The organism is Desulfobotulus alkaliphilus (genome assembly GCF_007830435.1).
Lineage (GTDB): Bacteria > Desulfobacterota > Desulfobacteria > Desulfobacterales > ASO4-4 > Desulfobotulus > Desulfobotulus alkaliphilus.
Window position 1 is genome coordinate 180,690 of record NZ_VLLC01000003.1, and the last position, 24,537, is coordinate 205,226.

Annotated in this window: 15 protein-coding genes and 1 pseudogene; 8 read left to right on the forward strand and 8 right to left on the reverse strand. The window is 51.7% G+C overall.

What is annotated here, in order from left to right; all coding sequences use genetic code 11:
• The 6 genes and pseudogenes from LZ24_RS03550 to LZ24_RS03575 form a co-directional block, all read left to right on the forward strand.
• A pseudogene (locus LZ24_RS03550) lies at positions 1 to 765 on the forward strand (hypothetical protein); the annotation flags it as partial.
• Complete coding sequence (locus tag LZ24_RS03555; RefSeq protein WP_144682398.1) at positions 762 to 1,100, forward strand: magnetosome protein MamC; 339 nt, start codon at positions 762 to 764, stop codon at positions 1,098 to 1,100. The pseudogene LZ24_RS03550 and the gene LZ24_RS03555, both read left to right, overlap by 4 nt.
• 87 nt (positions 1,101 to 1,187) lie before the next feature.
• Complete coding sequence (locus LZ24_RS03560; RefSeq protein WP_144682400.1) at positions 1,188 to 1,565, forward strand: YtxH domain-containing protein; 378 nt, start codon at positions 1,188 to 1,190, stop codon at positions 1,563 to 1,565.
• Positions 1,566 to 1,653: 88 nt separating this feature from the next.
• Positions 1,654 to 1,896 (forward strand): hypothetical protein, encoded by a 243-nt coding sequence (locus LZ24_RS03565; RefSeq protein WP_222427514.1) that lies wholly within the window; start codon positions 1,654 to 1,656, stop codon positions 1,894 to 1,896.
• Positions 1,893 to 4,001 (forward strand): heavy metal translocating P-type ATPase, encoded by a 2,109-nt coding sequence (locus LZ24_RS03570; RefSeq protein WP_246118508.1) that lies wholly within the window; start codon positions 1,893 to 1,895, stop codon positions 3,999 to 4,001. Before LZ24_RS03565 ends, LZ24_RS03570 begins: the two co-directional genes overlap by 4 nt.
• On the forward strand, positions 3,985 to 4,701 hold the full coding sequence (locus tag LZ24_RS03575; RefSeq protein ID WP_144682402.1) for a FeoA domain-containing protein: 717 nt from the start codon (positions 3,985 to 3,987) through the stop codon (positions 4,699 to 4,701). Before LZ24_RS03570 ends, LZ24_RS03575 begins: the two co-directional genes overlap by 17 nt.
• Positions 4,702 to 4,714: 13 nt before the next feature.
• Here LZ24_RS03575 and LZ24_RS03580 read toward each other — a convergent pair whose 3' ends face one another.
• Positions 4,715 to 5,356 (reverse strand): HAD family hydrolase, encoded by a 642-nt coding sequence (locus LZ24_RS03580; protein WP_144682404.1) that lies wholly within the window; start codon positions 5,354 to 5,356, stop codon positions 4,715 to 4,717.
• Between the two features lie 445 nt (positions 5,357 to 5,801).
• Here LZ24_RS03580 and LZ24_RS03585 point away from each other — a divergent pair, with 445 nt between their 5' ends.
• Positions 5,802 to 6,194: a Rid family detoxifying hydrolase gene (locus LZ24_RS03585; protein ID WP_144682406.1), complete on the forward strand. Its 393-nt coding sequence runs from the start codon at positions 5,802 to 5,804 to the stop codon at positions 6,192 to 6,194.
• A 43-nt stretch (positions 6,195 to 6,237) separates the two neighbouring features.
• On the opposite strand, the gene LZ24_RS03590 is transcribed toward LZ24_RS03585, so the two are convergent.
• The 3 genes from LZ24_RS03590 to LZ24_RS03600 all read right to left on the reverse strand — a co-directional run bounded on the left by LZ24_RS03590 (position 6,238) and on the right by LZ24_RS03600 (position 12,099).
• Positions 6,238 to 7,875 carry a methyl-accepting chemotaxis protein gene (locus tag LZ24_RS03590; RefSeq protein WP_144682408.1) on the reverse strand — a complete coding sequence of 546 codons (1,638 nt, stop codon included), beginning with the start codon at positions 7,873 to 7,875 and terminating at the stop codon, positions 6,238 to 6,240.
• A gap of 164 nt (positions 7,876 to 8,039) precedes the next feature.
• Complete coding sequence (locus tag LZ24_RS03595; protein WP_186442908.1) at positions 8,040 to 10,979, reverse strand: response regulator; 2,940 nt, start codon at positions 10,977 to 10,979, stop codon at positions 8,040 to 8,042.
• On the reverse strand, positions 10,969 to 12,099 hold the full coding sequence (locus tag LZ24_RS03600; RefSeq protein WP_144682412.1) for an FIST signal transduction protein: 1,131 nt from the start codon (positions 12,097 to 12,099) through the stop codon (positions 10,969 to 10,971). Before LZ24_RS03600 ends, LZ24_RS03595 begins: the two co-directional genes overlap by 11 nt.
• A 474-nt stretch (positions 12,100 to 12,573) precedes the next feature.
• Between LZ24_RS03600 and LZ24_RS03605 the strand changes: the two genes are divergently transcribed.
• A complete protein-coding gene (locus LZ24_RS03605) occupies positions 12,574 to 15,609 on the forward strand; it encodes a hybrid sensor histidine kinase/response regulator (protein ID WP_144682414.1) in 3,036 nt (1,011 codons plus the stop codon).
• A 350-nt stretch (positions 15,610 to 15,959) separates the two neighbouring features.
• On the opposite strand, the gene LZ24_RS03610 is transcribed toward LZ24_RS03605, so the two are convergent.
• From LZ24_RS03610 to LZ24_RS17115, 4 genes are all read right to left on the reverse strand, one after another.
• Positions 15,960 to 17,675 carry an AAA family ATPase gene (locus LZ24_RS03610; RefSeq protein ID WP_144682416.1) on the reverse strand — a complete coding sequence of 572 codons (1,716 nt, stop codon included), beginning with the start codon at positions 17,673 to 17,675 and terminating at the stop codon, positions 15,960 to 15,962.
• A gap of 232 nt (positions 17,676 to 17,907) precedes the next feature.
• Positions 17,908 to 20,469, reverse strand: a complete 2,562-nt coding sequence (locus tag LZ24_RS03615) for a PAS domain S-box protein (protein WP_144682418.1) — start codon at positions 20,467 to 20,469, stop codon at positions 17,908 to 17,910.
• Between the two features lie 116 nt (positions 20,470 to 20,585).
• Complete coding sequence (locus LZ24_RS03620) at positions 20,586 to 23,978, reverse strand: response regulator (protein WP_144682420.1); 3,393 nt, start codon at positions 23,976 to 23,978, stop codon at positions 20,586 to 20,588.
• Positions 23,979 to 24,223: 245 nt separating this feature from the next.
• On the reverse strand, positions 24,224 to 24,537 hold a 314-nt coding region (locus tag LZ24_RS17115; RefSeq protein WP_222427515.1), incomplete at its 5' end, for a hypothetical protein.

A 24,537-nucleotide genomic window follows, 5' to 3' on the forward strand; every position in this document is an offset into this window, starting at 1 on the left:
CAGGGCCATCCCATGCCGGGTCAGCAGCCTCCCCGGTTTGCACCTCAGGGCCATCCCATGCCGGGTCAGCAACCGCCCCTGTTTGCACCCCAGGGCTATCCCATGCCGGGACAGCAGCCTCCCCGGTTTGCGCCTCAAGGCTATCCCATGCCGGGTCAGCAACCGCCCCAGTTTGCGCCTCAGGGATATCCCATGCCGGGACAGCAGCCTCCCCAGTTTGCACCGCAGGGATATCCCCTCCCCGGTCAGCCAGCCCAGGGAGCTCCCCCTCAGGCCGAAGAGGCATCCTGTGGTCAGGGAGCAAAGGAAAGCTCCGGAGCCAGTCCTTCGGAAAAATCCGGCCATGCCGGAGGATGCTGCAAGGGTTCTTCTGCCACATCCTCTTCCCATGCCATGCCGGGTTATGCGCCGCCCTATCCCAACGGAGCACCCTTTTACGGGCCGCCTCCGGGAACAGCCCACGCAGGTTCAATGCCCAACCCCCAGGATATGGCCATGCACTACGGCCATCTTTATGGTCTGATCCGTGATGCCGCCAACGGGCAGCCGGATATTTCAGGTTTTATGAATTTTTTCCAGACCGTCAGCTCAGATTTCTGGAAGGGTGCCCTGATTGGTACGGGCATTACCCTCCTTTTCACAACGGATGCACCCAAAGCCGTTCTGGCAAAGGGCCTTGCCGGACTCTCCGGAGCTGCCGCAGCCACCGATGAAAAGACCTCAACAGAAAACAATACCCAGCCCAAAGAGGAGGCCGACCTATGAGCCGCATGGATATGCAGAATACAAACCCCACCAGCCTGCACATCGGTGTTGCGCCCAGAGCCTCCCTGGCCATGGGTACTGCAGGAGCCCTTGTGGGGGGCAGCATCGCCACAGCCAAAAACATCCGGAGGGTAAAGGAAGATGAAATAACAAAGGAAGCCGCCGTCAAGGATGTGCTTAAGGAAAGTGCCACCACGGGCATCGCAACGGCCATTGGAACAGCAGCCGTGAGTGCGGTGGGGCTTCGGGGCACCCTTTCTCTTCTGGGACTTCTTTCCGTGACCATTGGTGTAAAATACCTTGCGGACAAGGCTGTGTCCGACAAAAAGGCCTGATGCCTTACATAAAATGGGACAGCATGGGGCCTCCTCCGGAAATGCAGCCCTGTCCCTTTCTGATTCATATGTGAACAGGAGAAAAATATGAGCCATAACAATACGCCCTACTATACCTATCCCCAGACAGGCTACACCTACGCTCCCCAGGAATATAATACCGCCTACGCCTACGGCTATCAGGCGGTTCCCAATGAGTATCTGGTGCATAGCGATGGCCAGACCTATTATTATCCACCCCAGGCACCGGGCACCTTTGAAAGCTGGGTGGATTTCCGCAATTCCGGCTATCTGAAAGGTTTTGTGGTGGGGGCCGCCGCCGCCCTTGTGCTGACCAACCCAACCATACAGAAGGCCCTTGTGGGCGGTGTGGTGAAAATATGGTCTGCGGTGCAGGGCGGCGTAGAGGAAGTCAAGGAACAGATTCATGATATCCGTGCCGAAATGAGTCAGAAGGATTCCTGATATTCTGGTAAAAAATTGAAACAAAAAGCCTTATCCCGGCCACCTCCCCATGGGAGAGGGCCGGGAAGATTTCACAGAGGAGGCAGTCATGAATCCCATGGAATGTCAGGGAAGAGGTGCAGCAGGGAAGGTGTCCCGTGCTGGGGAAATCCGCAGGAAAAGGGATAATGTTAAGCTGGGTCTGGCTGTCTGCCTTGGAGCCACAGTGATTACGGGTCTGGTGAATTCAAAAACCTCCCGTCGCCTTCATGTGGTTGCCGGTGCTGCGCTGGTGGGCTTAAGTGCCTGGCATCATCTTCTCTACACCCCGAAAAAGAAAAAATCCCCATGACCCGAATCCGATATATGCCGGACAATCCCTCTGTTCAGGTGGTACACAGTATTCCGGGACGATTCCGTGTGAAAAGCAGAACTTTCACCAATCCTGCCCTGGATCCGGACTATGTGACCGCCTTCATTGCCGCCCTTCCCGGTGTTCTTCAGGTGAGAATGAACACAGGTTCCGGCTCCATTGTGGTGGAGCATGATCCCGGAGCCGATGTACGGGATGAAATCCTTCTCCGGCTGCAAAACCTTCCCAATGAGGCTTTTTTGCCGGAAGTCAGCCAGAGAAGCGGACCGGATCTCTTTGAGGTGGGCACACGTACCTTTGCTGCAGCCATCACCCCCTTTCTGCCCAGATCCCTTCAGGGGCCCTTTTCCTGGGCACTGTCCATCCCTACCCTTGTGGGCGGTGCGGAAACCCTTGTCACGGAAGGCCTGAAGGTGGAGGTGCTGGATGCCAGCGTAAGGCTCATGTCCCTTGCCCGGAAAAATTATTTTGTGGGCAACGCCGTAGGCGCCATGCTCTCCATGGCTGCCTACTTTGAAGAATCCAGCACCCGTCAGGCCAATGACCTTCTGAAAAACCTCCTCCGCCCCCAAGCGGACCGCCTCAGGGTGGAAAGGGATGGAACCGAGGTTTTGATTGACTCGGATCAGGCCATGGTGGGGGATATTGTGATCTGCGGTCCCGGAGAAATGATTCCTGTGGACGGGCTTGTGATATCCGGCGAAGCTTCCGTGAATGCCTGTTCCATCACCGGAGAATCCTCTCCCGTCCATGCCATGCCCGGAAGCGAAGTGCTTTCGGGCGGTATCATTGAAGAGGGCAGGCTGAGGGTGGAAGCCCTGAATGTGGGCAAGGAAACCAGCATGGCCCGCATCGGAAAATTTCTGGAAAAATCCCTGCGGACCCAGTCCGGCCACCAGCGCTGGAGCCATACACTGGCTGACCGGCTGGTGCCCCTCACCTTCGGGGTGGGTCTTGGCGTTTATGCCCTGACCGGTTCTGCGGCAAGGGCTGCATCGGTGCTGGCAGTGGATTATTCCTGCGCCATCAAGCTTGCAACGCCTGTGGCCGTGCGAACGGCCATGTACCATGCCGGGAAAAACGGGGTGCTGCTCAAGGGTGCCCAGGCCCTGGAGGCTCTGGGCAGTGTGGATACCCTTATTTTTGACAAAACCGGTACCCTCACCCACGGTCTTCTGGAACTTACGGATATTCTGCCACTGGAAGATTTTACTGAAGATGAGGTGCTGGCTCTGGCCGCAGGTGCGGAAGAACATTACGGGCACCCCGTTGCAAGGGCTGTTCTGAAGGCTGCAAGGGAAAGAAATCTCAGTCTGCCGCCCATCAGTCAGGTGGATTTCATCGTGGCCCACGGGGTTTCCGCCTATGTGGATGACAAGCGTGTGCTTGTGGGAAGCCGTCACTTCATAGAAGAAGATGAGGGTATTTCCTGCGCAGAGGTGGATGGGGAGGCAGAGATCCTTCAGGATGGGGGAAAGACCCTTCTTTACCTCGCACTGGAAGGAAGGCTGGTGGCACTCATGGCCTTAAGGGATACCCTGCGCAGCGAAGCGGGCGCTACCTTAAAAGCCCTGAAAGCTTCCGGTTTCAGCCACCTTGTGATGCTCAGCGGAGATCAGCCGAGGCCGGTTCACGCCGTTGCGGATCAGCTTAAAGAGCTGGATGAGGTCCATGCGGGTCTGAAACCCGAAGACAAGGCCCGCATTGTGGCGAGGCTGAAGGAGGAAGGCAGAAAGGTTGCCTTTGTGGGAGACGGGGTGAATGACTCTCCGGCCCTGCTTTCTGCGGACGTGGGCATCTGCATGTCCGAAGGTGCGGATCTGGCAAGGGATGCGGCCCAGGTGGTGCTGATGAAGGATGATCTGGACGGTCTTGTGCTGGCAAGAAGCATTGCCCGGGATACGTCTAAAGTGCTGCATAACGCCCTCTGGTCTGCGGTGGGCATCAATTCAACCCTGCTGGTTCTGGCGGGTACGGGACGCATCAGTACCCTTACCTCCGCAGCCCTGCACAATGCTTCAACCATTGGTATTCTGGCCTATGCAGCCATGAACAAAGGAGAACAGGATGCTCTTCCATCTTGATCAGGCCCCCTGCAACATTCCCCTGATTCTGTCCGAAATTGACGATGCCATGCTCAGCGACCGTCTGGCCCGCATGGGTATCTATGCAGGGGATTTTCTGATGCGTCTGGATGAGGAAATCCATCTGGGACCGGTGCGGATACACGGTCCAAGGGGCCATGTGGTACTGGCAGGCGGCATGGCGGCCAAGGTGATTGTTCACCATGATGACGGCCATAAAACCCCTGTACTGGAAATGCTCCCCGGAGAAACGGGCCATGTGGAGGGCCTTGTCTGCGGCAGTTCTCTGGCAGAAGGTCTTGAAATTTTAGGGATAAGGGAAAACGATAACCTGCGCATGGAGCATCGCGTACCACCCATGAATTATCATATCCGCATGGGCAATGAGCATTTTAAACTCACCGAAGGGATGGCCACCAAAATATGGGGAGAAATGGAAGGCCGGGAGCTGCAGTTTGCCATGGCAGGCAGGGGCAAACCCTTTCTGGTAAAACAGCTCATTGGCGGCAGCAGGGCCCTTTCCATGCTGGACGGATTTTCCATTGCTCCGGGAAAAACCCTTTACCTTGAAGCCGTCACCCCGGCCCAGCCCATAGGCCATGGTGGCCGGAGCCAGATCGTTGTGGGGATGAAAACAGGCCTGCGCCTTTATCTCAGGCCGGATCAGGCCCGGAGAATCCGGGTGATCCAAAAGCCGTGAAGCATCGGATGGTTCATAGCAAAAGGGAGGCTGCTTCTTCCAGACTGCCAAGGATACGTCCGGCACCGCTAAAGGAGCCGCCACAGGCCATGGGACCGGGGATCACCCAGCAGCAGAGACCGGCAGCAAGGGCAGCACGCAGCCCCCTTTCGGCATCCTCAATGACAAGGCAGTGTTCCGGAGCACATCCGGCAAAGGCAAGTGCCTTGAGGTAGGGTTCCGGGTGGGGCTTGGAAAATTTTACATCTTCCCTGCAGATTACAAAATCAAAATACGGGGCAAAGCCCGTACGTTTGTGAATCCTCTCAAAGGGTTCCTTTTCCGAGCTTGTCACAACCCCTATGCGGAAGTGTTTCGACAGCAGGGGAAGAATGCGGTCCACACCAGGTATGGCAATGGGTTTTTCCGCCAGCAGTTCCATATGGTACTGCTTTCTTTTTTTTCTGAAGTCCTCAAGGAATGCCTTGGGAGCATCGCCGAGGATGGCATGAATCCCCCTTGATGAGCGCAGGAAATATTTCTGATAATCCCCAAGGCTCATGGAGATGCCCAAGTCTGTCAGTGCCCGCTGATTGGCCTCAAAATAGCATTTTTCCGTATCCACAAGCACGCCGTCGTTGTCAAAAAATATCGTTTTAACTTCTGTTTTTTTCATCACATTTCCATTATTTTATCCTGACGCTGTTGCTTTTTTGATACACGGGCCAGCCTTAAAGCGATGTTGAAAAACTCCTGAACAGCAGCCTGCACCGTATTGCTGCGTTTTGTAGATGCGCCATCCTGGCGCATTCTTTAAAGCGGCTGGAAGCCGCTTCTACTATTACAGTGACATCGTACGCCTGAAATTTTCAAATGTTTCAAGGCTGACCGTTTGGAGTATAAAGCTTTTGTATCCTCTTTACTGGTCTTGGAAATCGGGGGACTGAGATCAAAATCCATAAGAACCAGTTTGTCCACACAGACCCCGGTGAGAGGTCACCGGGGCTTCGGAGACCGAGAAAGGATAAGAACAGGGATTGCGGGATGTCAAGGAAGATATTTTGGGGCAGGAGATGATGATGTTTTGATAAGGAATCATTGAAGAAAAAAGGAGATCATGGATGAATAAAAACCTTTCTGTGGAAGCCGTATCCACCGCTAAAGCCCCTGCGCCCATAGGCCCCTATTCTCAGGGCGTTGTGGCTGGCGGCCTGCTTTTTGTATCCGGACAGATTCCCCTGCATCCGGAAACCGGCCTTTTTGTGGAAGGGGGAATTGCGGAGCATACAAGCCAATGCATGAAAAACATTGCCGCCATTGCAAAGGCGGCGGGAACGGATCTGGGCCGGGCCGTAAAGCTCACAATCTTTCTTCTGGATATGAAAGATTTTCCCGTGGTGAATGATGTCTATGCGGGCTTTTTTGAGGGACCGCCACCAGCAAGGGCCGTGGTGCAGGTGGCGGGGCTTCCCAAAAATGCCACCATAGAAATTGAGGCCGTCATTGCCATGTGAAAAAAGTTAAGTTTCCAGAAATACCAAAGACCCTGTGGCCGCCTCAGCCGACAAGCCCCTTGAGCTGTTCCGCCAGACGGGAAAGTTCGGCAGCACTTATCTGTACCTGCTGGCCGCCAGAGCGGATGTGGGCTGCCGCATGGTTCACATCCGCAATATCCTGAGCCATGGTTTTGGAGACGGAAGCTGTCTGGCCTACGGCTTCGGTTCCCTCATGAACTCCCGCCGAAGCCTGGGCAATGTTGGATGCCATCTCGCTGGTTACGGAAGACTGCTCTTCAATGGCTGTGGCAATACCTGCAATGTATTCTCCCACGTTTTTTATGATGGCAGTAATCCTGTCGATATCTTTGATGGCATTCCCAGCGGCATTTTCAACACCTCCCACCCTTTTTTTGATATCCTCTGTGGCCGCGGCCGTCTGTCTGGCCAGCTCCTTGATTTCACCGGCAACCACGGCAAAGCCTTTGCCGGATTCTCCGGCACGGGCAGCCTCAATGGTGGCATTCAGGGCGAGAAGGTTGGTCTGTTCCGATATTTCAGTGATGGTTTCTGTGAACAGGGTGATTTCCCGGATGGCCGTGCCAAGCTGCTGCATCATCAAAGAGGTGGTTGCTGCCTGCTCCGTAGCCTGGAAGCTGATGGATTTCACCTTTTCCGTGTTGGATGCAATTTCGTTGATGGTCGCACTCATTTCTTCCGAGGCACTGGCAACGCTGGAGAGATTGGTTGCCGCCTGTTCCATGCTGGCGGCAATGGTGGCGCTTCCCACACTGGCCTCCTCTGCGGCGGCGGCAACCGTTGCTGTTTTTTCAGAAAGGGTGTGGAGGCTTCTGCTGGTATCGTCACTTACGGAAGACAGCTCCGTGGCAGAAGAAGCAACAATGTTGGAATATTCCAGAATCTTATCATAATAGATGCCAAGGGCTTTTATGGACAGGTACAGGGGGTGGAAGGCGTTGCTGCGGGTTTCTGCAATCTTTTCAAGTTCAGCTTTTGATTTGCCATGATAATCCGTCATCATAAATACAAGATCGGGAACAATCTCTTTGGCCACCTCAAGCCTGATGTCAATGCCTATGACGGCTGTAATCCGGTCCCCTTTTTTCAATGGCAGGGAAAGGGTTGTCATGAGAACCTGCTGACCTTCAAGTTCAAAGTAAAAGGGTTTGATGATGCAGGTTTCGCCCTTTCTCATGGGGATTTTGTAGTAGTCCCAGTCTTTGTAGTCATCAAGGGGCATGGTTTTTAGGTCATTGCCGTCTCTGTAGATATAAAGGCTGTCTTCCTTTTCAGACCAGCAGACCCAGAACCCTAAAAAATGATTGCTGCGGTCTGCCTGCATGGCATTTCTGAAGACCTTTTCAATCTGCGCTTTGTTTCCCAGAATGTCCGTAAATCCGTTTTCCAGTTCAGACAGGGCTTCATATGCGCTGCCCATGACACAATAATCCACAAGGGCGCTTTTTTTCAGGTATTCCGTGGCAAGATCAATGGCATCCGATTCTTTCTTTTTCCCATGGACGTAAAAGACAAAAAGGACTGCCACCGTTGGAAGGAGTAAAAAAATAGGGGGCAGATCCCGGAATATCTGGCCGACTGAAAGGGAAAGGACAAGGGTGATGCTGAAAAAAACGATGCCTGCTTTGTTTTTTGTAAAAAAGTCTCTGATCGTTTTCATTGCTGTTTCTCCCCATGGGTGTTCTGTGAAGGTAATTGTGATACAGTAGTGTGTTTGTCTGCTGTCTCGATTCCGCAGTGGTCTTCTGGTAAGGATTCAACATGGGCTCCCTGGCCTTGGCAGGGTCCATTCTCTTTTGTTGTGCAATTTTTATTCCGGGTATGTTAGGGCGGTATCATTTTTTTATCTTTCAGTATCCGAATGAGCTGATACACCTGTTTTTCCAGTTCAGGGAAAATGGCAGCGGCGGTATCCATATCCCCATAAAAGATGCTCTCTTCCATCTTTGCCGCTATATCCATAAGAATTTCTGCCCCCACATTGGCGCTTGTACCCCGAAGCGCATGGGCTTTATGCCGGGCTTCTTCCCGGTTCCCGGATTCAAGGGCAGTTTTCAGGGTCTGCATGGATGACGGAAGCTGTGCCGCATAGGTTTCCAGAATGGTTTTCACCATATCCTGATCCCCGTAAAGATATGTTTCAAGGGTCAGGGGGTTCCAGGCAGCAGGGGATTGTCTGTTGTCAGAGGGAGTATCCGCAACTAAATCCGATGATAGACTCTGGGGTTCATGGGGTTTTTCCGATACCGGAAAAGAATCTGCCGCCCCTGTTTCTACAGGCATTGTCTCAGGGACAGGCTGCAGGCTCAGCCACTTTTGAATGGTTTTTGCCAGTGTTTCCGGATTTACGGGCTTGGATATATAGTCATTCATGCCTGCCTGAAGGCACTTTTCCCTGTCTCCCTGCATGGCATTGGCGGTCATGGCAATGATGGGGACGGATTTTTTGTTTTCAAGGATTTCGTGTTTTCTGATTGCTGCCGTGGCCCTGAGACCGTCCATCCGGGGCATCTGCATATCCATAAGAATCAGATCGTAGGTATGGGCTTTTATGGATGAAAGTGCGTCTTCGCCATTTTCTGCGGTGTCTGCTTGAAGGCCCATTTTTTCCAGCATGCCAAGGGCTACCTGCTGATTGGTGAGATTGTCCTCCGCCAGAAGGATGCGGATTTTTTGTTCTGAAAAATCAGGCTGGCGGCTGTAGCGGGCCTCCCTTACCGTATGCCGGGTTACAAGGTCCGAAGGTTCCCTGCTGCCAAGGGCCATGCAAAGGCAGGTGAAAAGTTCGCCATAGGGAACGGGTTTGGTCAGATAGGCGGAAAAGCCGATTTCATTTACCATGGCGCTGTCTCCCCGACGGCTTGAGGAGCTCATCATGACCAGGCGGAGATCATTAAGAAGGGGATTGGATCTTATGGCTCTGCCCAGAGATACGCCGCCCATGCCCGGCATCTGCATGTCCAGAATGGCCATGTCATAGGGTTTTTTTTCTTCAAGAGCCTGATAAATGGCCCCAAGTGCTGAAGGGCCATTTTCTGCCTCATGAATGATCATGCCTGCGGCTTGCAGACGGATATTCAGTATCTCCCTGTTTGTCGCATTGTCATCCACAACCAGTACCCTGAGACCGCTGAGTGCTGTGCATGCAATCTGTTCCTGTTGTACCGGTGATCCTGTCTTCATTTTCACGGAAAAACAGAATACCGATCCCTTGCCTTCCACGCTGTCAACCTCAATATTTCCTCCCATGAGTTCTATCAGTTGTTTTGTGATGGCAAGGCCAAGGCCCGTTCCTCCGTAGCGCCTTGATATGGAAGCATCTACCTGGGTGAACTGCTTGAAAAGATGGGGTGTTTTGTCCTTTGGGATGCCGATGCCCGTATCCCGGATTCTGAATTCCATGGTGATTTCATCATTTTTTTCTGCCAGCAGACTCACATGGATCAGCACTTCTCCTTCATGGGTGAACTTGATGGCATTGCCCACAAGGTTGGTGAGAACCTGACGAAGTCTGCCCGGATCTCCATTAAGGCGATCTGGAACATTTTCTTCTATGAATAAGATGAGTTCAAGTTCCTTTTCGTCAGCCTTGAAAGCCATCATGGCGGCGAGGTCATCCAGCAGGGGTCTCAGGCTGAAATTCAGGGCTTCCAGCTCCAGATGACCGGACTCAATTTTGGAAAAATCAAGGATATCGTTGATCAGAGAGAGCAGGGCTTTGGCGCTGGATTCAAGGGTTTCCGCATAACGCCGCTGTTTTTCGTCCAGAGCTGTATCCAGAAGCAGCCCTGCCATGCCCAGAACGCCATTCATGGGGGTTCGTATTTCATGGCTCATGTTTGCCAGAAACTCACTTTTGGCGATGCTGGCCATTTTTGCTTCTTCGGCCAGATGGTTGGCCCTTTCTATGGATTTTTCCAGAAGAAAATTGCTTTCAAGGAGCATGCGCTCATTTCTTTTTCTCTCTGAAATGTCGGAGTAGGTGGCATAGCCGCCTTGAATGATGCCATGGATGCGGACAGGGCCGCCCTTCAGCATTACTTCAATGGCCCGGCCATCCCTGGCATATCGGACGGCTTCCATTTCAATGGTTTCTCCGCCAAGAATTCTGGGAGAGCCGTATTCATGTTCCTGTTTCAGGGGATCAACAACCGTATTGATATTTTTTCCCGATACTTCTTCAAGGGTATAGCCGAACAATTCCGTAAAACGTTCATTTACGTTAAAAATACAATGGTTTGTGTCAAAGTAAACCATGGCGTCATTGGTGCTGGTAAAAACGGATTCAAAGTGCGCCTTGCGGGTCAGCATTTCTTCTTCGTTCTGTTGTCTTTTTTCAAGGGCAAGGCAGGCAAGGCAGGCCCTTGTGAGCATCTTGCCCATGGGGGCCATTTCATGGAGAAAAAAATCATCAAAGGCAGCAGCCCTTGCAAGAAAAAGAAAACCGAAATCTTCCAGCATAAAGGCATAGCAGTGCTGTTCGCCATGCTGCACTGAATGCCATGGGAGAGCTGGTGCTTCCTCCAGGGCATGGATCAGCCTGGCCATGGGTTCAAGGTAGCCCCCATGGCCTGCCATGGCTTTGGGCAGGATGTGTTCCGTCACCGGTTCCCCTTTGCCGGTGCGCACCACGGCGGCCATGGTGCAGTTCAGCTTTCTGAGAAAAACCGTAAGGCTGTTTTTCAGTATGGTTTTGAGGCTGAACTCACCACTGATGGCAAAGGCGATCTGAAGGAAAGCATCCTTATACATATCAGGGTTCACAGGCATCTCCAAGCAGGGCTGCAACTGCGGTCTTGTTATAAAACTCAAGGAAGGCATCACCGGTATTGGCTATTTCTCCAAGGCTCAAGGCCCCGAAGGTAACACTGCCCTGTTCTACGGCCTGAATCTCCCTGTGGAAATCATCTCCCATGAAGAGAACCCTTGAAATACAGTCCATGAAAAAAAGGACCGGATTTTTTTCTTCTCCCCTGTAGCTGGCTGATGCAGTGTTTCTGGCCTCCACGGCTCCTTTAATAAGGGAGTCCATATCTCCGTTCAGAATGTGGATATAATTGCCTTCCGGAACCTCGCCCACACAGACAAGGGCATTCTCTTCCGTGAGTATGGGGTCGCGCACCACCATTTCCGCACCCATGCGGGCGATACCCAGGGGGTAGGCCTTGGCAATATCGAAAAAGGGTGTTTTTTCAAAGGAGACATTTCCGTGTTTTTCTATGATTTCCCTGTACACGTCAAAGGCGGGTTTCCAGTTCAGGGAAAGAACCCGGTTGGCTGAGGATGCTGTCACCTTGATGGTCTCTGAAACCGGATGCCAGCCATGGGCGACACCGATGCCGCTTGATACCTCTGAAAGGCCGAGAACGGCGGCATCCATAAGAAGTCCCTCCGGGGTAATAATACAGGGCTTCTGGTTGAAACTGAGGGAACCGGCACCCCCGCCGACATAATTGGGTTCAAGGCCAAGGGTATTGAAAAGGCCCTCCACGAGTTCTGCAATGCGTTTTGCCATGCCATCCACAAAGACAAAAAGTGTTGCAGAAGAAAAATCTTCGCCGGAAAGGAGATCTTCAAGTGCATCTTCAGGCTCTGTTTCAGGGCGGCTGATATCTTTAATAACAAAGGGTTTTACGGGATGACGGAGTCCTGCCACAAGGGTTCCCTTTTCAAGGTTCTTACCCCCGGCAAGAATCTGCGGGAAGATGCCTCCGAAAACCGGAACCGGAAGAGATTGGAACAGGGGGTCTGCTTCTTCCTTTGTCCACTCGTTACCATCGCATCCGAGTATTAAAAGGCTTTTTACCCTTGGATCTGAAGCCAGGCTGCGGGCAATTTTTTCTGCTGCTTCAAGGCGGCCTTCGCTGCATACCTGAATAATCATCGGGCGGATTTCCTTTCTTTGGGTAAGGAGAGGTTTTTTCGGATGATGTTCTGAAAACAAAAAACACCATGTATCTTTTCTCCTTCGGTGGAGCTTTTGCCGGGAATGGGATTCAATGCAAAAATAAAAGCCGGGGCAGATAAGGTCCGGCAGAAAGCCGGTGAAGTTTTTTTAATGGAGATGGTGCTGGAAAAGAATCGTTGAAAAGTTTTTTAAAAATGACATAAAGCATTTTTTTGTTCAAGCAATAATTCAAGGCGGGTCTCCCCATGGTGGAGGGTGTTTAAGGGGGCCTTTTTTTGAGGTTCCAAAAAATGAGTGAACGGTGTATTTTTGGTGGATAAAGGAAGGCAGGGAGTTCCTTTTCAAAGTTTATTGCGCTCTGATTTGCTGAACATCGGTTTTTTTTCAGGTTTTTTAAAATGACATCGGCAGACCGTATCATGCGGACTGGCTGACCGGAAAGAGTGTGCCATGCCTTCTGAACAAATCCGGACGAAAACAGTGCTGAAACGCCCCTTTGCCGCGCTCGCTATCCTTCTTTCTTTTACTTTTCTGGCCCTTTTCACACCGCCCCTTTTTTTCCTTACAGCCTGTGCATTTGCAGCCATTCTTTTCTGGATCTACAAGCACCGCAGGGCTGTGGCCGAGCTGCGGCGAAGCCAGAAGATAATCCTTGAGAATGAGAAGAAGCTCATTGATATTTTAAATAATCTAACCCATGTGGTCTGGTCCTTAAGCTGGCCGGACATGAAAACCCTTTTTTACATCAGTCCTTCCGCAGAATCCCTTTATGGTCTTCCCCTGCAGTCTTTCCATGACAATCCGGATATTTATTTCACTACCGTCCATCCCGAGGATCTGAATCGCTTTGACAATGTACGGCAGAAGCTTGAGGAAGAGGGGTACAACAATCACAGTTACAGGATTCTCCATGCAGATGGCAGCGTGCGCTGGGTCAATGCCAACTGCTATCTTGTGAAGGATGAGGATGGCAGGGCCGTTCGTCTGGACAGAATCCAGACGGATATAACCCGGCAGAAAGAATGGGAGGAAAGGCTGAAGGCCAGTGAGATGCGGTTTCGGGTACTGGAGGAAAATTCGGATACCATCACCCAGATTATAGATCTCAACGGCAATGCCATTTATGTCAGCCCTCAGGTGGAGAGCATTCTTGGCTATACTCCGGACGAAAAGACCTCCATGCAGGATAATCTGGCAAGGATTCATCCCGATGATCTGCCCGCCGTTCGGCAGGCCATAGGGAGGGTTAGCAAGGAGCCCTTTGCCAAGGATCGTATTTCCTACCGCTACCGCCATAAAAAGGGGCACTGGGTCTGGGTGGAAACGAGGGGCTGCAACCTTCTCCATGATCCTGTGGTTTCGGGAATCTTTCTTTCCATTCAGGATATTACGGCACGCAAGGAAGGGGAAATGGAGCTGGTCCGGTCCAGGGAAGAGCTTGAAATGACCAACCATGCCCTTGAAGATGTCATTGGGCAGGCCCAGGAAATGGCCCTGCAGGCCCAGATGGCCAGCATTGCCAAAAGTGAATTCCTTGCCAACATGAGCCATGAGATCCGAACCCCCATGAACGGGGTTATCGGCATGACGGATCTTCTCCTTGATACACAGCTCGATGATGAGCAGCGCCGTTATGGGGAAACCATCAGCAGCAGTGCTGCCGCCCTTTTGGAAATCATCAATGATATTCTGGATTTTTCCAAGATTGAGGCCGGAAAACTGAACCTTGACATGCTGGACTTTGACCTTGAAAGGCTGGTGCAGGAGATTTGTCTTTCCATGGCCTTGCGGGCGCAGGAAAAGAACATAGAGCTTGTTTTTTCCATGGATCCTGATGTTCCTCTGCGGGTACAGGGAGACCCGGGAAGGCTGCGCCAGATTCTTACCAACCTTGTGGGCAATGCCATTAAATTCACTCCGGAAGGAGAGGTCTGTATCCGGATAGGAAAACTTTCCGGGGAAGACGGTCATGTCCTTCTCCATGTGGCCATACGGGATACGGGCATTGGTATTCCCGAAGAAAAACAGCACCTGCTCTTTGAGAAATTTTCTCAGGTGGAAAGCGCCACCACACGCCAGTACGGAGGAACGGGCTTAGGCCTTGCCATTTCCAGAGAGCTTGTCACCCTCATGGGTGGAGAAATGGGCGTGGAAAGCCGCCACGGAGAGGGCAGCACCTTCTGGTTCACCCTGAAACTGAAGCTGCAGGATCAGGAATTATGGGTACCTGCCCTGCCGCCCGAAGGCCTGAAGGGTATTCGCTGTCTGATTGTGGATGACAATGCCACCAACCGGGAAGTGCTGCGTATCCGTATGAATCTGTGGGGGATGCGGCCCGCCGGGGCGGAAAACGGGGCAAAGGCTTTGCAGATGCTGGAAGAAGCGGTTATGAACAAAGATCCCTTTCCCATGGCGGTCCTGGACATGCAGATGCCGGGACTGGATGGCAGGGAGCTGGGCCGCATCATCCGGGCAAGGCCTGCTTTGGCGGATATCCGGCTCATCATGCTATCCTCCCTTGCCCAGCGGGGGGAGGCCGCTGAGCTGGCGGATATCGGTTTTACGGGAGTGCTCCCAAAGCCTGTGATCCATCAGGATCTTCAGGCCCTCTGCTGTATGGCTCTGGGGCTGAGGGAAAAGCCCCTTCCAACGGGAACTTCCATCCTGACCCGGCACACCGTCCGGGAAACCCTGCCCTCCTTTGCCGGAAGCGGATACCGTATTCTTCTTGTGGATGATAACCCCATCAACCGGAAGGTGGCCCTTGGTATTTTATCCCGGCTGGGACTGGATGCGGATACGGCGGGGGATGGGGCTGAAGCCTTGGGCAAACTTGAAAATGAAATGTATGATCTTGTACTTATGGATGTGCAGATGCCCGTTCTTGACGGACTCAGTGCCACACAGAAAATTCGAACCCCGGACAGTTGCCATAGCAACCGGGGTATCCCCATTATTGCCATGACCGCCTATGCCATGCAGGGAGACAGGGAAAAATGCCTTGAAGCGGGCATGGATGATTACCTTGCCAAGCCCGTCATTCCCCATGCGCTGGCTGAAGTGCTGCAGAAATGGCTGGGAAACCGGAGCAGCCATGAAGGTGCCGGGGCAGGTGAAATGCCATCTGCCCCGGAGCATAAAGGGAAGGTGTGGAATCCTGAAACCCTTGAAATCATGACCATGGGGGATCTGGAGCTGGCAGCCGGTCTCATGGATGATTTCCATGTGGCCATTCCCGTTCACCTTGAGAAGATGCAGGGTTTTTTGAAAGAAGGGGATTTCCATGGCCTTGAGCTGGAAGCCCATACGCTGAAAGGGATCTCCGCACAGGTGGGCGCTGAGGCCCTGCGGGATGCTGCCTGTCGCATGGAGACAATCTGCAGGGATAAGAACAGGGACGCCCTTTCTGCGGCAGTGGAGGCAGTGGCGCAGGGGGTGAAGGATGTGCAGCAGTATCAGGTAATTCCTGATGCCAGTGATTTTTAGGGTTTCGACTGTTTAGAATAAAAATAACTAAATTTAATCATTTGTATTTAATTTAGGTATGTCTCATGCACTTTACACAACACAAGGTATCTGTTAAAAAAACACCGAGCGTTCGCTTCTACGGCGAGTTCCGCCGAATGTGAAGCCTGCGGAGAGATTGTGAGACCTGGAGGAGTATGCGGTTGCCTCATCGGCGTAAAACTCCTCACCATGGGGAGTTTTATTGGCAAAAACCAAGCCGTTCCTCTGGGCAGTCTCTGTGAAGCAGGAAGTCAGCGCCAAAGCTACCTATGGGTAGTTTTGGGTAGGTCTGGCAGAACGGTTTGAAGATATTCATGCTTTGATCTACTCTACAGGCTGAAAAACCGGAACCCCGCCCCTGCCACCGTATACACCACATGGGAGCATACCGTAAGTTCCGGCCACTGGGCTTTGAGATCACGGGCATAGCGGCCCACCTGTTCCACTTCCTCGGCCCCTGGGCCTTCCATCTTCTCAAGATTCATCTCCGCTGCTTTCTGCCGGGAAAGATGCTTGAATTCCAGCACATGGGCTTTTCCCTCAAAACGGCTTCCGGGCCTGCCGATGGCTTCAAAATCGCTGCGCCCCGAAGGCCGGTTTACCTCAATGGCAATGAAAAGGTGGCGGGAAAGGAAACGGGCACACAGCTCAAAAAAGGTGGTGCGGAAAAAGTTCTCATTGGCTTTATCAAAGGCCTGGGCCGGAATCTGCCCCACATAGGTTCTCCAGTATCCGGCAAAGAGTTCGGCCATGTCGCCCTTTTCCAAAAAGGCCTCGAAAATTTCTGCGTAGTCACCGGAGACATCAATTCTTTCAAGCTCGTTGAAGTATTCCGCAAAAATCCGCTTGGTGCTCAGGTTGGGAAAGCCCACCCGGAACTCCCCCTTAAAGGTCACCATGCCGAGATAATACAGGCTGATGGGCAGAAACTCCGGAGAAAAGAAGCGGTTCATGCTGAACCGGCTCCTCAGCAGGGTAAGGTCTGCCCTCAGAGTACCTTCAAGCATGAGATGCTCCAGAAGCTCCCGTGCCGGATGATCGCCCCCTGCCAGTCGCCGCAGCCAATCTACGCTGACCCGCAGGTTGTCGTCCATGGTTTCTACAGGGATTTTGCCCTTTCCCAGCACAAGATCATTGAGGTAAAAATTGCAGATGGTGGAATTGTAAAGGGGATTTTCGGCATCGGGCAGAAGACGGTAGCCATTGTAGTGGGTTTTCAGATCTTCCAGCACACGGGCTTTAAGATTTTCGGGGAAAGCCTCTTCCTTAAAAATGGCATCCACATAGGCTTCCACCTCGCCTTGCGTAAACCCCAGCATCTCCAGCACATGTTCCTTGAGGGTAATGACCTGCCCGATATTAAAGCCACTTGTGAGATCATCCATGGTCACGGGCAGCACGCCGGTGATGAAAACCCGTGCCACAGAGCCTTCCCCCACACCGGCCTTGATGACCTTGTAAAAGGAACGCAGAAAAGAGTCCCCCGTGGTCAGGGCATTGTACAGTCTGTCCTGACGGGTGTTGAGGAGCTGGTTGGTGAAGTTGTCGTATTCATCAATGATAATGTGAACCGGCGGAGCATGGCCCATGCGGACGGTTTGCAGAATACGGGCCAGCATGGTGCTGGCATCACGGCTTTCAGGCTGAATGAAATCCGGTAAAAAAGCCCTGTATTGATTCAGAAAAAGCCCGAAGCTGTTCAGGCACTCTTCCTTAAAGGAAATTTCGATTTCTTCCAGACTGTCACTGGCTCTGACCTTGGAAAAGTCAAAACGCAGAACAAGGTGGCTGTTTTTTAAAGCAGTGGGATTGAGACCGATTTCCGTATGCCCGAACAGGGTGTCGAACTGATCTTTACGCTGAATATCGTAATAGCATTCCAGAATAGAGCACCAGAGGCTTTTGCCGAAACGCCGGGGCCTGAGAAAAACCGGAACCTCGTATCTTTCCAGCTCATGGATAAAACGGGTCTTGTCCACAAAGTGGTAGTTTTCATGAACGATTTTTTCATAGCTTGCCACAGCATAGGGGATTTTTCGGGCCATTTTTCACTCCATTCTCTCAAAAAAAGCCAGACACCTTTTCCTCTGTTTCTTCTGCCGGATTTTACCCTGATCAGAGCCAACGGCCATATGCTTCAATTGTTTGCAGAAGTCTTATCCAAAGAAAAGGACTGGTGCCTGGAAAAAACATAGCAAAAAAATGATTTTGCCGGAAATGAAAAAAATGTTTTAGCTGCGAGCTTTTACCCGGATCTGGACGAGAAGCTCAGAACGCTCAGCCCAGAATTTCCCGGATTTCCCCCGCCAGTTCCCTGCCGGAAAAGGGCTTTTGTATGAAATGAACACCTTCCTTCAGTACCCCCTGCCTTGCAATGACATTGGCTGTGTAGCCGGACATGAACAGCTGGTCCATGGACGGATGCAGGGCTTTGAGTTTTTCTGCCAGATCCCGTCCGTTCATCTCCGGCATCACCACATCCGTTAAAAGCAGGGCAATGGATTCCTCACACTCACGGGCCAGTTGTATGGCCTCTCCGGGAGAGCCCGCAGAAAGCACGGTGTATCCGGAATTTTCCAGCATGGTACGCGTTACATCCAGTAGCATGGGTTCATCTTCCACCAAAAGAATGGTTTCCGTACCACGGGTTTCAGCAGGGGCATTTTTTTTATCCGGAACCGTGTCCGCTGCCTCTCCATGGCGGGGGATATAAATTTTAAAACTGGTGCCCTGGCCCGGCTCACTGTAGATATTCACAAATCCCATGTTCTGTTTAATGATGCCGTAAACGGTGGCCAACCCAAGGCCGGTTCCCTTTCCCATTTCTTTGGTGGTGAAAAAGGGTTCAAAGACGTGGGAGAGGGTTTCCGCATCCATGCCTGAGCCACTGTCGCTTACGGCCAGCATGACGTAGTCGCCCGGAATGAACCCCGCATGGCTGGCGCAATAGCTGGTGCCAAAGGATGTGTTTGCCGTTTCTATGGTTATTTTGCCCACACCGGTAATGGCATCCCTTGCGTTGACGCAGAGATTGGCAAGGATCTGGTCTACCTGAGAGGGGTCCAGCCGGACAGTCCATATATGTTCAGCCGGTTTCCACATCAGATCAATGTCTTCGCCTATGAGCCGCCGGAGCATTTTGAGCATTTCCTCCACGGTGTTGTTCAGATTGAGAATTTCGGGGGCAATGGTCTGTCTGCGGGCAAAACCCAGAAGCTGCCGTGTCAGATCCGCCGAGCGCAGGGCGGCTTTGCGGATTTCTTCCAGATCCGGATACGGGGCATCCTCAGGCTCCAGCAGGGAAAGTGCCAGATCCGCATGGCCTAAGATGACCCCCAGCATGTTGTTGAAGTCGTGGGCAACACCTCCTGCAAGCCGGCCTACGGACTCCATTTTCTGGGCCTGGGCAAGCTGGGCATGAAGTTTTTCCCGCTCCGCCTCCGCTTCTTTACGTTCGGTGATATCCTGAAAATGAACCAGACTGGCCCAGATTTCCCCCGCATCATTGCGGATGGGGGTACCAAAAACCTCCAGCCAGACTTCGCTGCCATCGGGACGCTCCACAATCATGTCGTCAATGTGGCTGTTTTCTCCCTTCATTCCCCTAATAATGGGCATTTCATCTACGGGATAAGGCTCTGTACTGCCGGGCCTGTGTGCCCTGTACATTTCAGAGATATTCCTGCGGTTTATTTCTGGAAGTACACCGGCTCCCAGAAGTTTTTGTGCCATGGGGTTGGCGATGAGGGGCCTGCCGCCGGGGGCTTCCACCATGAAGACACCGCTTGAAAGGTTGTTCAGCAGGGCGTTCAGGACATTGTTCTGGCGTTTGAGGGACTCTTCGCTTGTCTCCAGGGCTTGCTGGGCCTTTCTCTGCTGTCTGAGACTCAGGAGCAGTCCGGAGCTCAGTCCCATGAGCACAAGGGCAAAGGCAGCGATACCCGTAAGAAACCACCGGGTTCTGGAGAGGAGGGAGGCTTCCGCTTCTTTCCGGTCTGTGATGTCGTGAATAATGGAAAAAAGCAGCTTTTCTGATCCGATATGCACACCACTGCTGAAAACCGCCACATCCCTGATGGACCCATCGGCCCTTTGGTGACGGAATTCGAAATGGTTGCGTGCATTGGCCGCTGCTTTTTGCATTTCCTGTTGCACCTCTTCCGGGGAAAAGGTGTTGATGTCCTGAATGCGCATCCGGGTCAGGGTGCTGCGGGACCAGCCATAATAGTCAATGGCTGCGGGATTGGCATCCAGAATGTCCCCTGTTTCAGGTTTTATGAGCAGCATGACGGCTGTATTGCCCTCAAATAAGCTTCTGAAGCGTTCTTCGCTCTCCAGCAGTTTGGTTTCTGCTTCTTTACGGCCTGTAATGTCGAGGACGGTGAAGGTTACCCCTGCACCGGGATTTTCAATGTCAAGGGGCGTTGATGATAGAATGATATGGCGGATGTCACCGTTTTTACAGAGCCAGCGGGTCTCCACGGAACCCGTGCCCTTAAGGGCGATCTGCCGGTACTTTTCCCGGCCCACAAAATCGAATTCTTCCTGTGAAGGATAGAGCATGCGGGCATGCTTTCCGATGAGTTCCTGCCTGGAATAACCCGTGAGATTCAGAATGTAATCATTGACATCCGTCATGACCCTGTTTTCCACCATGCCGATTCCCGCAGGGGCACTTTTTAAAATGCTTTCAAGGCGCTGGGCTGTGCGGGCAGCCTGTGCCCGCTCATCTTTTTCTGTCTGCGGAGGCATGGCGGGAGAAATCATGGGCAGGAAAATAAGAAAAAACGTACAAAAAAAGCCCATGATGAAGTTTTTGGGACGTGTGACATTTTTCATCCTGCCCTCCCGGTTTCCGAACGCATGCGTCCTGTGGATGACCGTTTTTTAAAGCCAGAGGAACGGTCTTTTATGCAGTCTGTCTTTCTTTTGTATTTGTAAGATCCTGAATTTGCCTATGTTATCCACTGTTCGCTTTTCAGGGTCGAAATCAGTAGGTCCGCCTGCTTTTCCAGGTCATGGAAAATGGCCATTGCTGTGTCCATATTTTCATCAAGGATGGCATTTTCCATCTGCTCGGCCATATCCATGAGAATTTCTGCTCCCACATTGCCGCCTGTACCCCGTATTGCGTGGGCCTCATGCCGGGCTGCTTCCATATGGCTTGATTCAAAGGCTGCTTTAAGATTTTGTATGGCTGAAGGCACCCGTGCCGCAAAGGTTTCCAGAATGGTCTTCATCAGGTCTTTATCACCCTGCAGGTAGGATTCAAGAAGGTCCGGGTTCCAGACGAGACGCTGCTTCTGGTATGGCTGGCTGGATAGGGCTGTCTGGCTGTGTGGGGGATGATCCGGAATATCCGATCTGCTGGAAGCACCCACATCTTTTTTTATTTCGGGTGCTTTCGCATTTTTCCCTTGGCCCAGCCATTTTTCGATAATTTCTGCCAGTTTTTCCGGGTTTACGGGTTTGGAGATATAATCGTTCATGCCTGCTTCAAGGCATTTCTCTTTGTCTCCCTGCATGGCATTGGCGGTCATGGCGATGACGGTCACCGGTTCTTGCCCGGCGATATTTTCTCTTTTGCGTATAGCTTTTGTGGCCGAGAGTCCATCCATTTCCGGCATCTGCATGTCCATGAGAATGAGATCGTAGGGAAGCATCTGCATGGCCTCAACGGCTTCAATGCCGTTGGCCGCAGTATCTGCCCGAAGTCCCATTTTATCAAGCATGCCAAGGGCTACCTGCTGGTTTGTGATATTGTCTTCCACCAGAAGAATCCGGGCTTTCAGCCTTGAGAAATCCGGAAGAAGGCGACGATGCACTTCTTTGGCCGTGTGTCTCGTGATGAGGGCGGAAGGTTCTTTTCCGCTCAGGACAAGGGAAAGGCAGGTGAACAGCTCTCCATACTGTACGGGTTTGGTGAGATAGGCGGCAAACCCCGCTTCTTTCATCCTTGCCCCATCTCCCCGTCTGCTGGCAGAGGTCATCATTACAAGGCGCATATCCTTTAATTCAGGGTTGGATTTGATGGCACGGCCCAGTACCTCACCGTCCATGCCCGGCATCTGCATGTCCAGCAGAGCTAAAGGGTAGGGCCGATCGCCAGCCATGGCCTGATAGATCATGGAAAGGGCCTCCGGACCACTCCCAGCCTCATCAATCATCATTCCCTTTGACTCCAGCCGGAGCCGCAGCACTTCCCGGTTGGTGGTATTGTCGTCCACGATCAGTGCCCTTACCCCTTCAAGGGGAGCCGTTTCCTGTGCTTCAGCATCTTTGTTTTCTGAAATGGTCAGGCGTATGGAAAAGAAAAAGGAAGAGCCTTTGCCTTCCTCGCTCTCTACTCCGAGATCTCCGTGCATCATTTGAACAAGCTGTTTTGATATGGCAAGGCCGAGGCCTGAACCGCCGTACTGCCGGGAGATGGAAGCATCCACCTGACTGAACTGCTGGAAGAGAAGGGATATTTTATCTTCCGGGATGCCGATCCCCGTATCCTGAACCCTGAATTGTAAACCTAACTCAGAATCCTTTTGGGAAAGCATGGTTACATGGACCAGCACTTCGCCTTCATGGGTGAATTTGATGGCATTGCCCACAAGATTGGTGAGGATCTGCCGGAGACGGCCGGGATCACCCATGAGACGGTCCGGGATCTTTTCTTCCACAAAAACGATCAGTTCCAGATTTTTCAGGTCGGCTTTTACACCCATCATGCCCGCAAAATCATCCAGCATGGACCTCAGGCTGAACTCCAGAGATTCCAGCTCCAGATGGCCGGATTCAATTTTTGAAAAATCAAGGATATCGTTAATCAGAGAAAGCAGGGCTGCGGCACTGGAATGGAGGGTTTGTGTATAACGCCGCTGCTCTGCATTCAGTTCCGTATCCAGAAGCAGACCAGCCATGCCCATGACCCCGTTCATGGGGGTTCGGATTTCATGGCTCATGTTGGCCAGAAATTCTGATTTGGCAGCACTGGCAGCCTCTGCCCTCACGGCAAGTTCCTTTGCCAGTTCCGTGGTTTTTTCCAGTTCCATATGGCTTTCATGGAGTGCCTTTTCGGCAAGCCTGCGCTCGGTGATATCCCTTGTGGAAATGAAAAATCCACCGATGGCATCATGGAAATGGCTGCTGCCGCTGGCTTCCAGATATACCCAGTGCCCGTCTTTGTGCCTGTATCTGTATTCCGAATGGTAGATGCTTCCGGGATTGTCCATGGCATTTTGCAGCACGGACATAATTTCCGCCAGATCATCGGGGTGGATATCATTCAGGGCATTGAAGCCCAGACGTTCTTCGGGATGGTAGCCCAGCATATCAAGTATTTTGCCATTAACCATGATGATAGTGCCGTCTTTATCCATGATCTGAAGCAGGTCATTGGCCTCCTCAATCATGAGGCGGAACCGTTCTTCGGCTTCTTTTCGTGCGCTGATGTCCGTAAGAATGCCATCGCACCGATATGTCTTGTTTTCCTTGTCAAAAATCAGGGAAGCCCGGACATGCACCCATCGGATACTCCGGTTAAAGTGGATGATTCTGTATTCCTTTTCCGTATGGCCCCTTTCTTTGAGTTCTGAGAACATCTGCCTGATGACCGTATGGTCTTCCGGAACAATGACCTCAGACCAGAGCTTTGGATTTTTCAGAAAAGCTTCCTGGGAGCGGCCATAAACTTTTTCAACGGAAGGAGAAATGAAATAAATACGGCTTGTATCCGGCCATGATCCTGACCAGATAACATCGTTGATATGATTCAGAATATCGGAAAGTCTTTCTTCGGATTCCTTTCTTTTATCTGCTTCTGCCCGTATCCTTGTTTCGTTGTTGACCCTTCCTTTTTCATAAAGAAACAGGATGAGTCCGGCCGTTACATACACGGCCCCAAATCTTATAAAGGTATCCGTTGTTACGGGTGCGAGATCGGGCCAGATATGATCTGCAAAAAGAAAGGCCCCTGCAATGGTGGCAAAATAGGCGGATGTTAAACGGAGTCCGGACCTTAATCCCAGAAAAAAGAAGCTGCATACGGGTATGAGTATCCCCCAGATAAATCCTGTGGAATGGGCACCGCCACTGATGAAAAGATAGAAAAAGAAGACAGATACGAATAAAATAATTATTTTTTTAGGTTTTTCTGTGCCCGGTCTGAAGCAGGTCCACAGGCCGCTTAACAGAAAGACAAGGGCTATGATAAAATCAACGGAAGCCAGCAGGGTATTGCCATCCCTTATGGCCGCAATGCTGAATATGAAGCAGAGGATTGTTCCCATGATGCAGATAGCCATGAAAACCCTGTCCTGAAGGGTCCAGTTTTTGTTTTCCGGGAGTAATTTGTACATGAAGGCTTCCTTTCACCATAAAACCGGACAATATCGCCTGCGAGGAACAGGGTAAGGGGGCTTGTCATGGCAAGCCATGGAGGGATGCTTTAGGGAGACAGGGAACAGCATTGTTTTGGATCATTCCTTACCGGAAATCGCTGTAAAGCCCCCGGATTTAGCCATGGTGAGGTTTATTCCTTTTTTTTCAGAGAAGAAATCTTCTCTACCTCATTTTTAACCTAAAATCCCGCTCATTTTTATACCTACGAAGGCTCTTTAGCTCCAAAGGCTTTGAAGATAGTTTTTTGAAGCTTGGTTAATGGGAAAAGGATTCTAACTCCCTTAATTTCCTGAATGCGTAGTTTGGATAAAGTTAAAATCAGCTCTTTCATTGTCATTTTGCAGTACAATTTTTCCTGCACCATCGTGTAATGGATCTTTGACAACAATATAAGCGCCAAAAAACCAACGAAGGTTTTGTTCCAGGCCTTGTGATTGCTGTGAACCCTTAGCCTGCCAAGATCAAGATTGTTTTTCATGCGGTCAAAGCCTTTTTCAACGACATCCTTATCCCTGT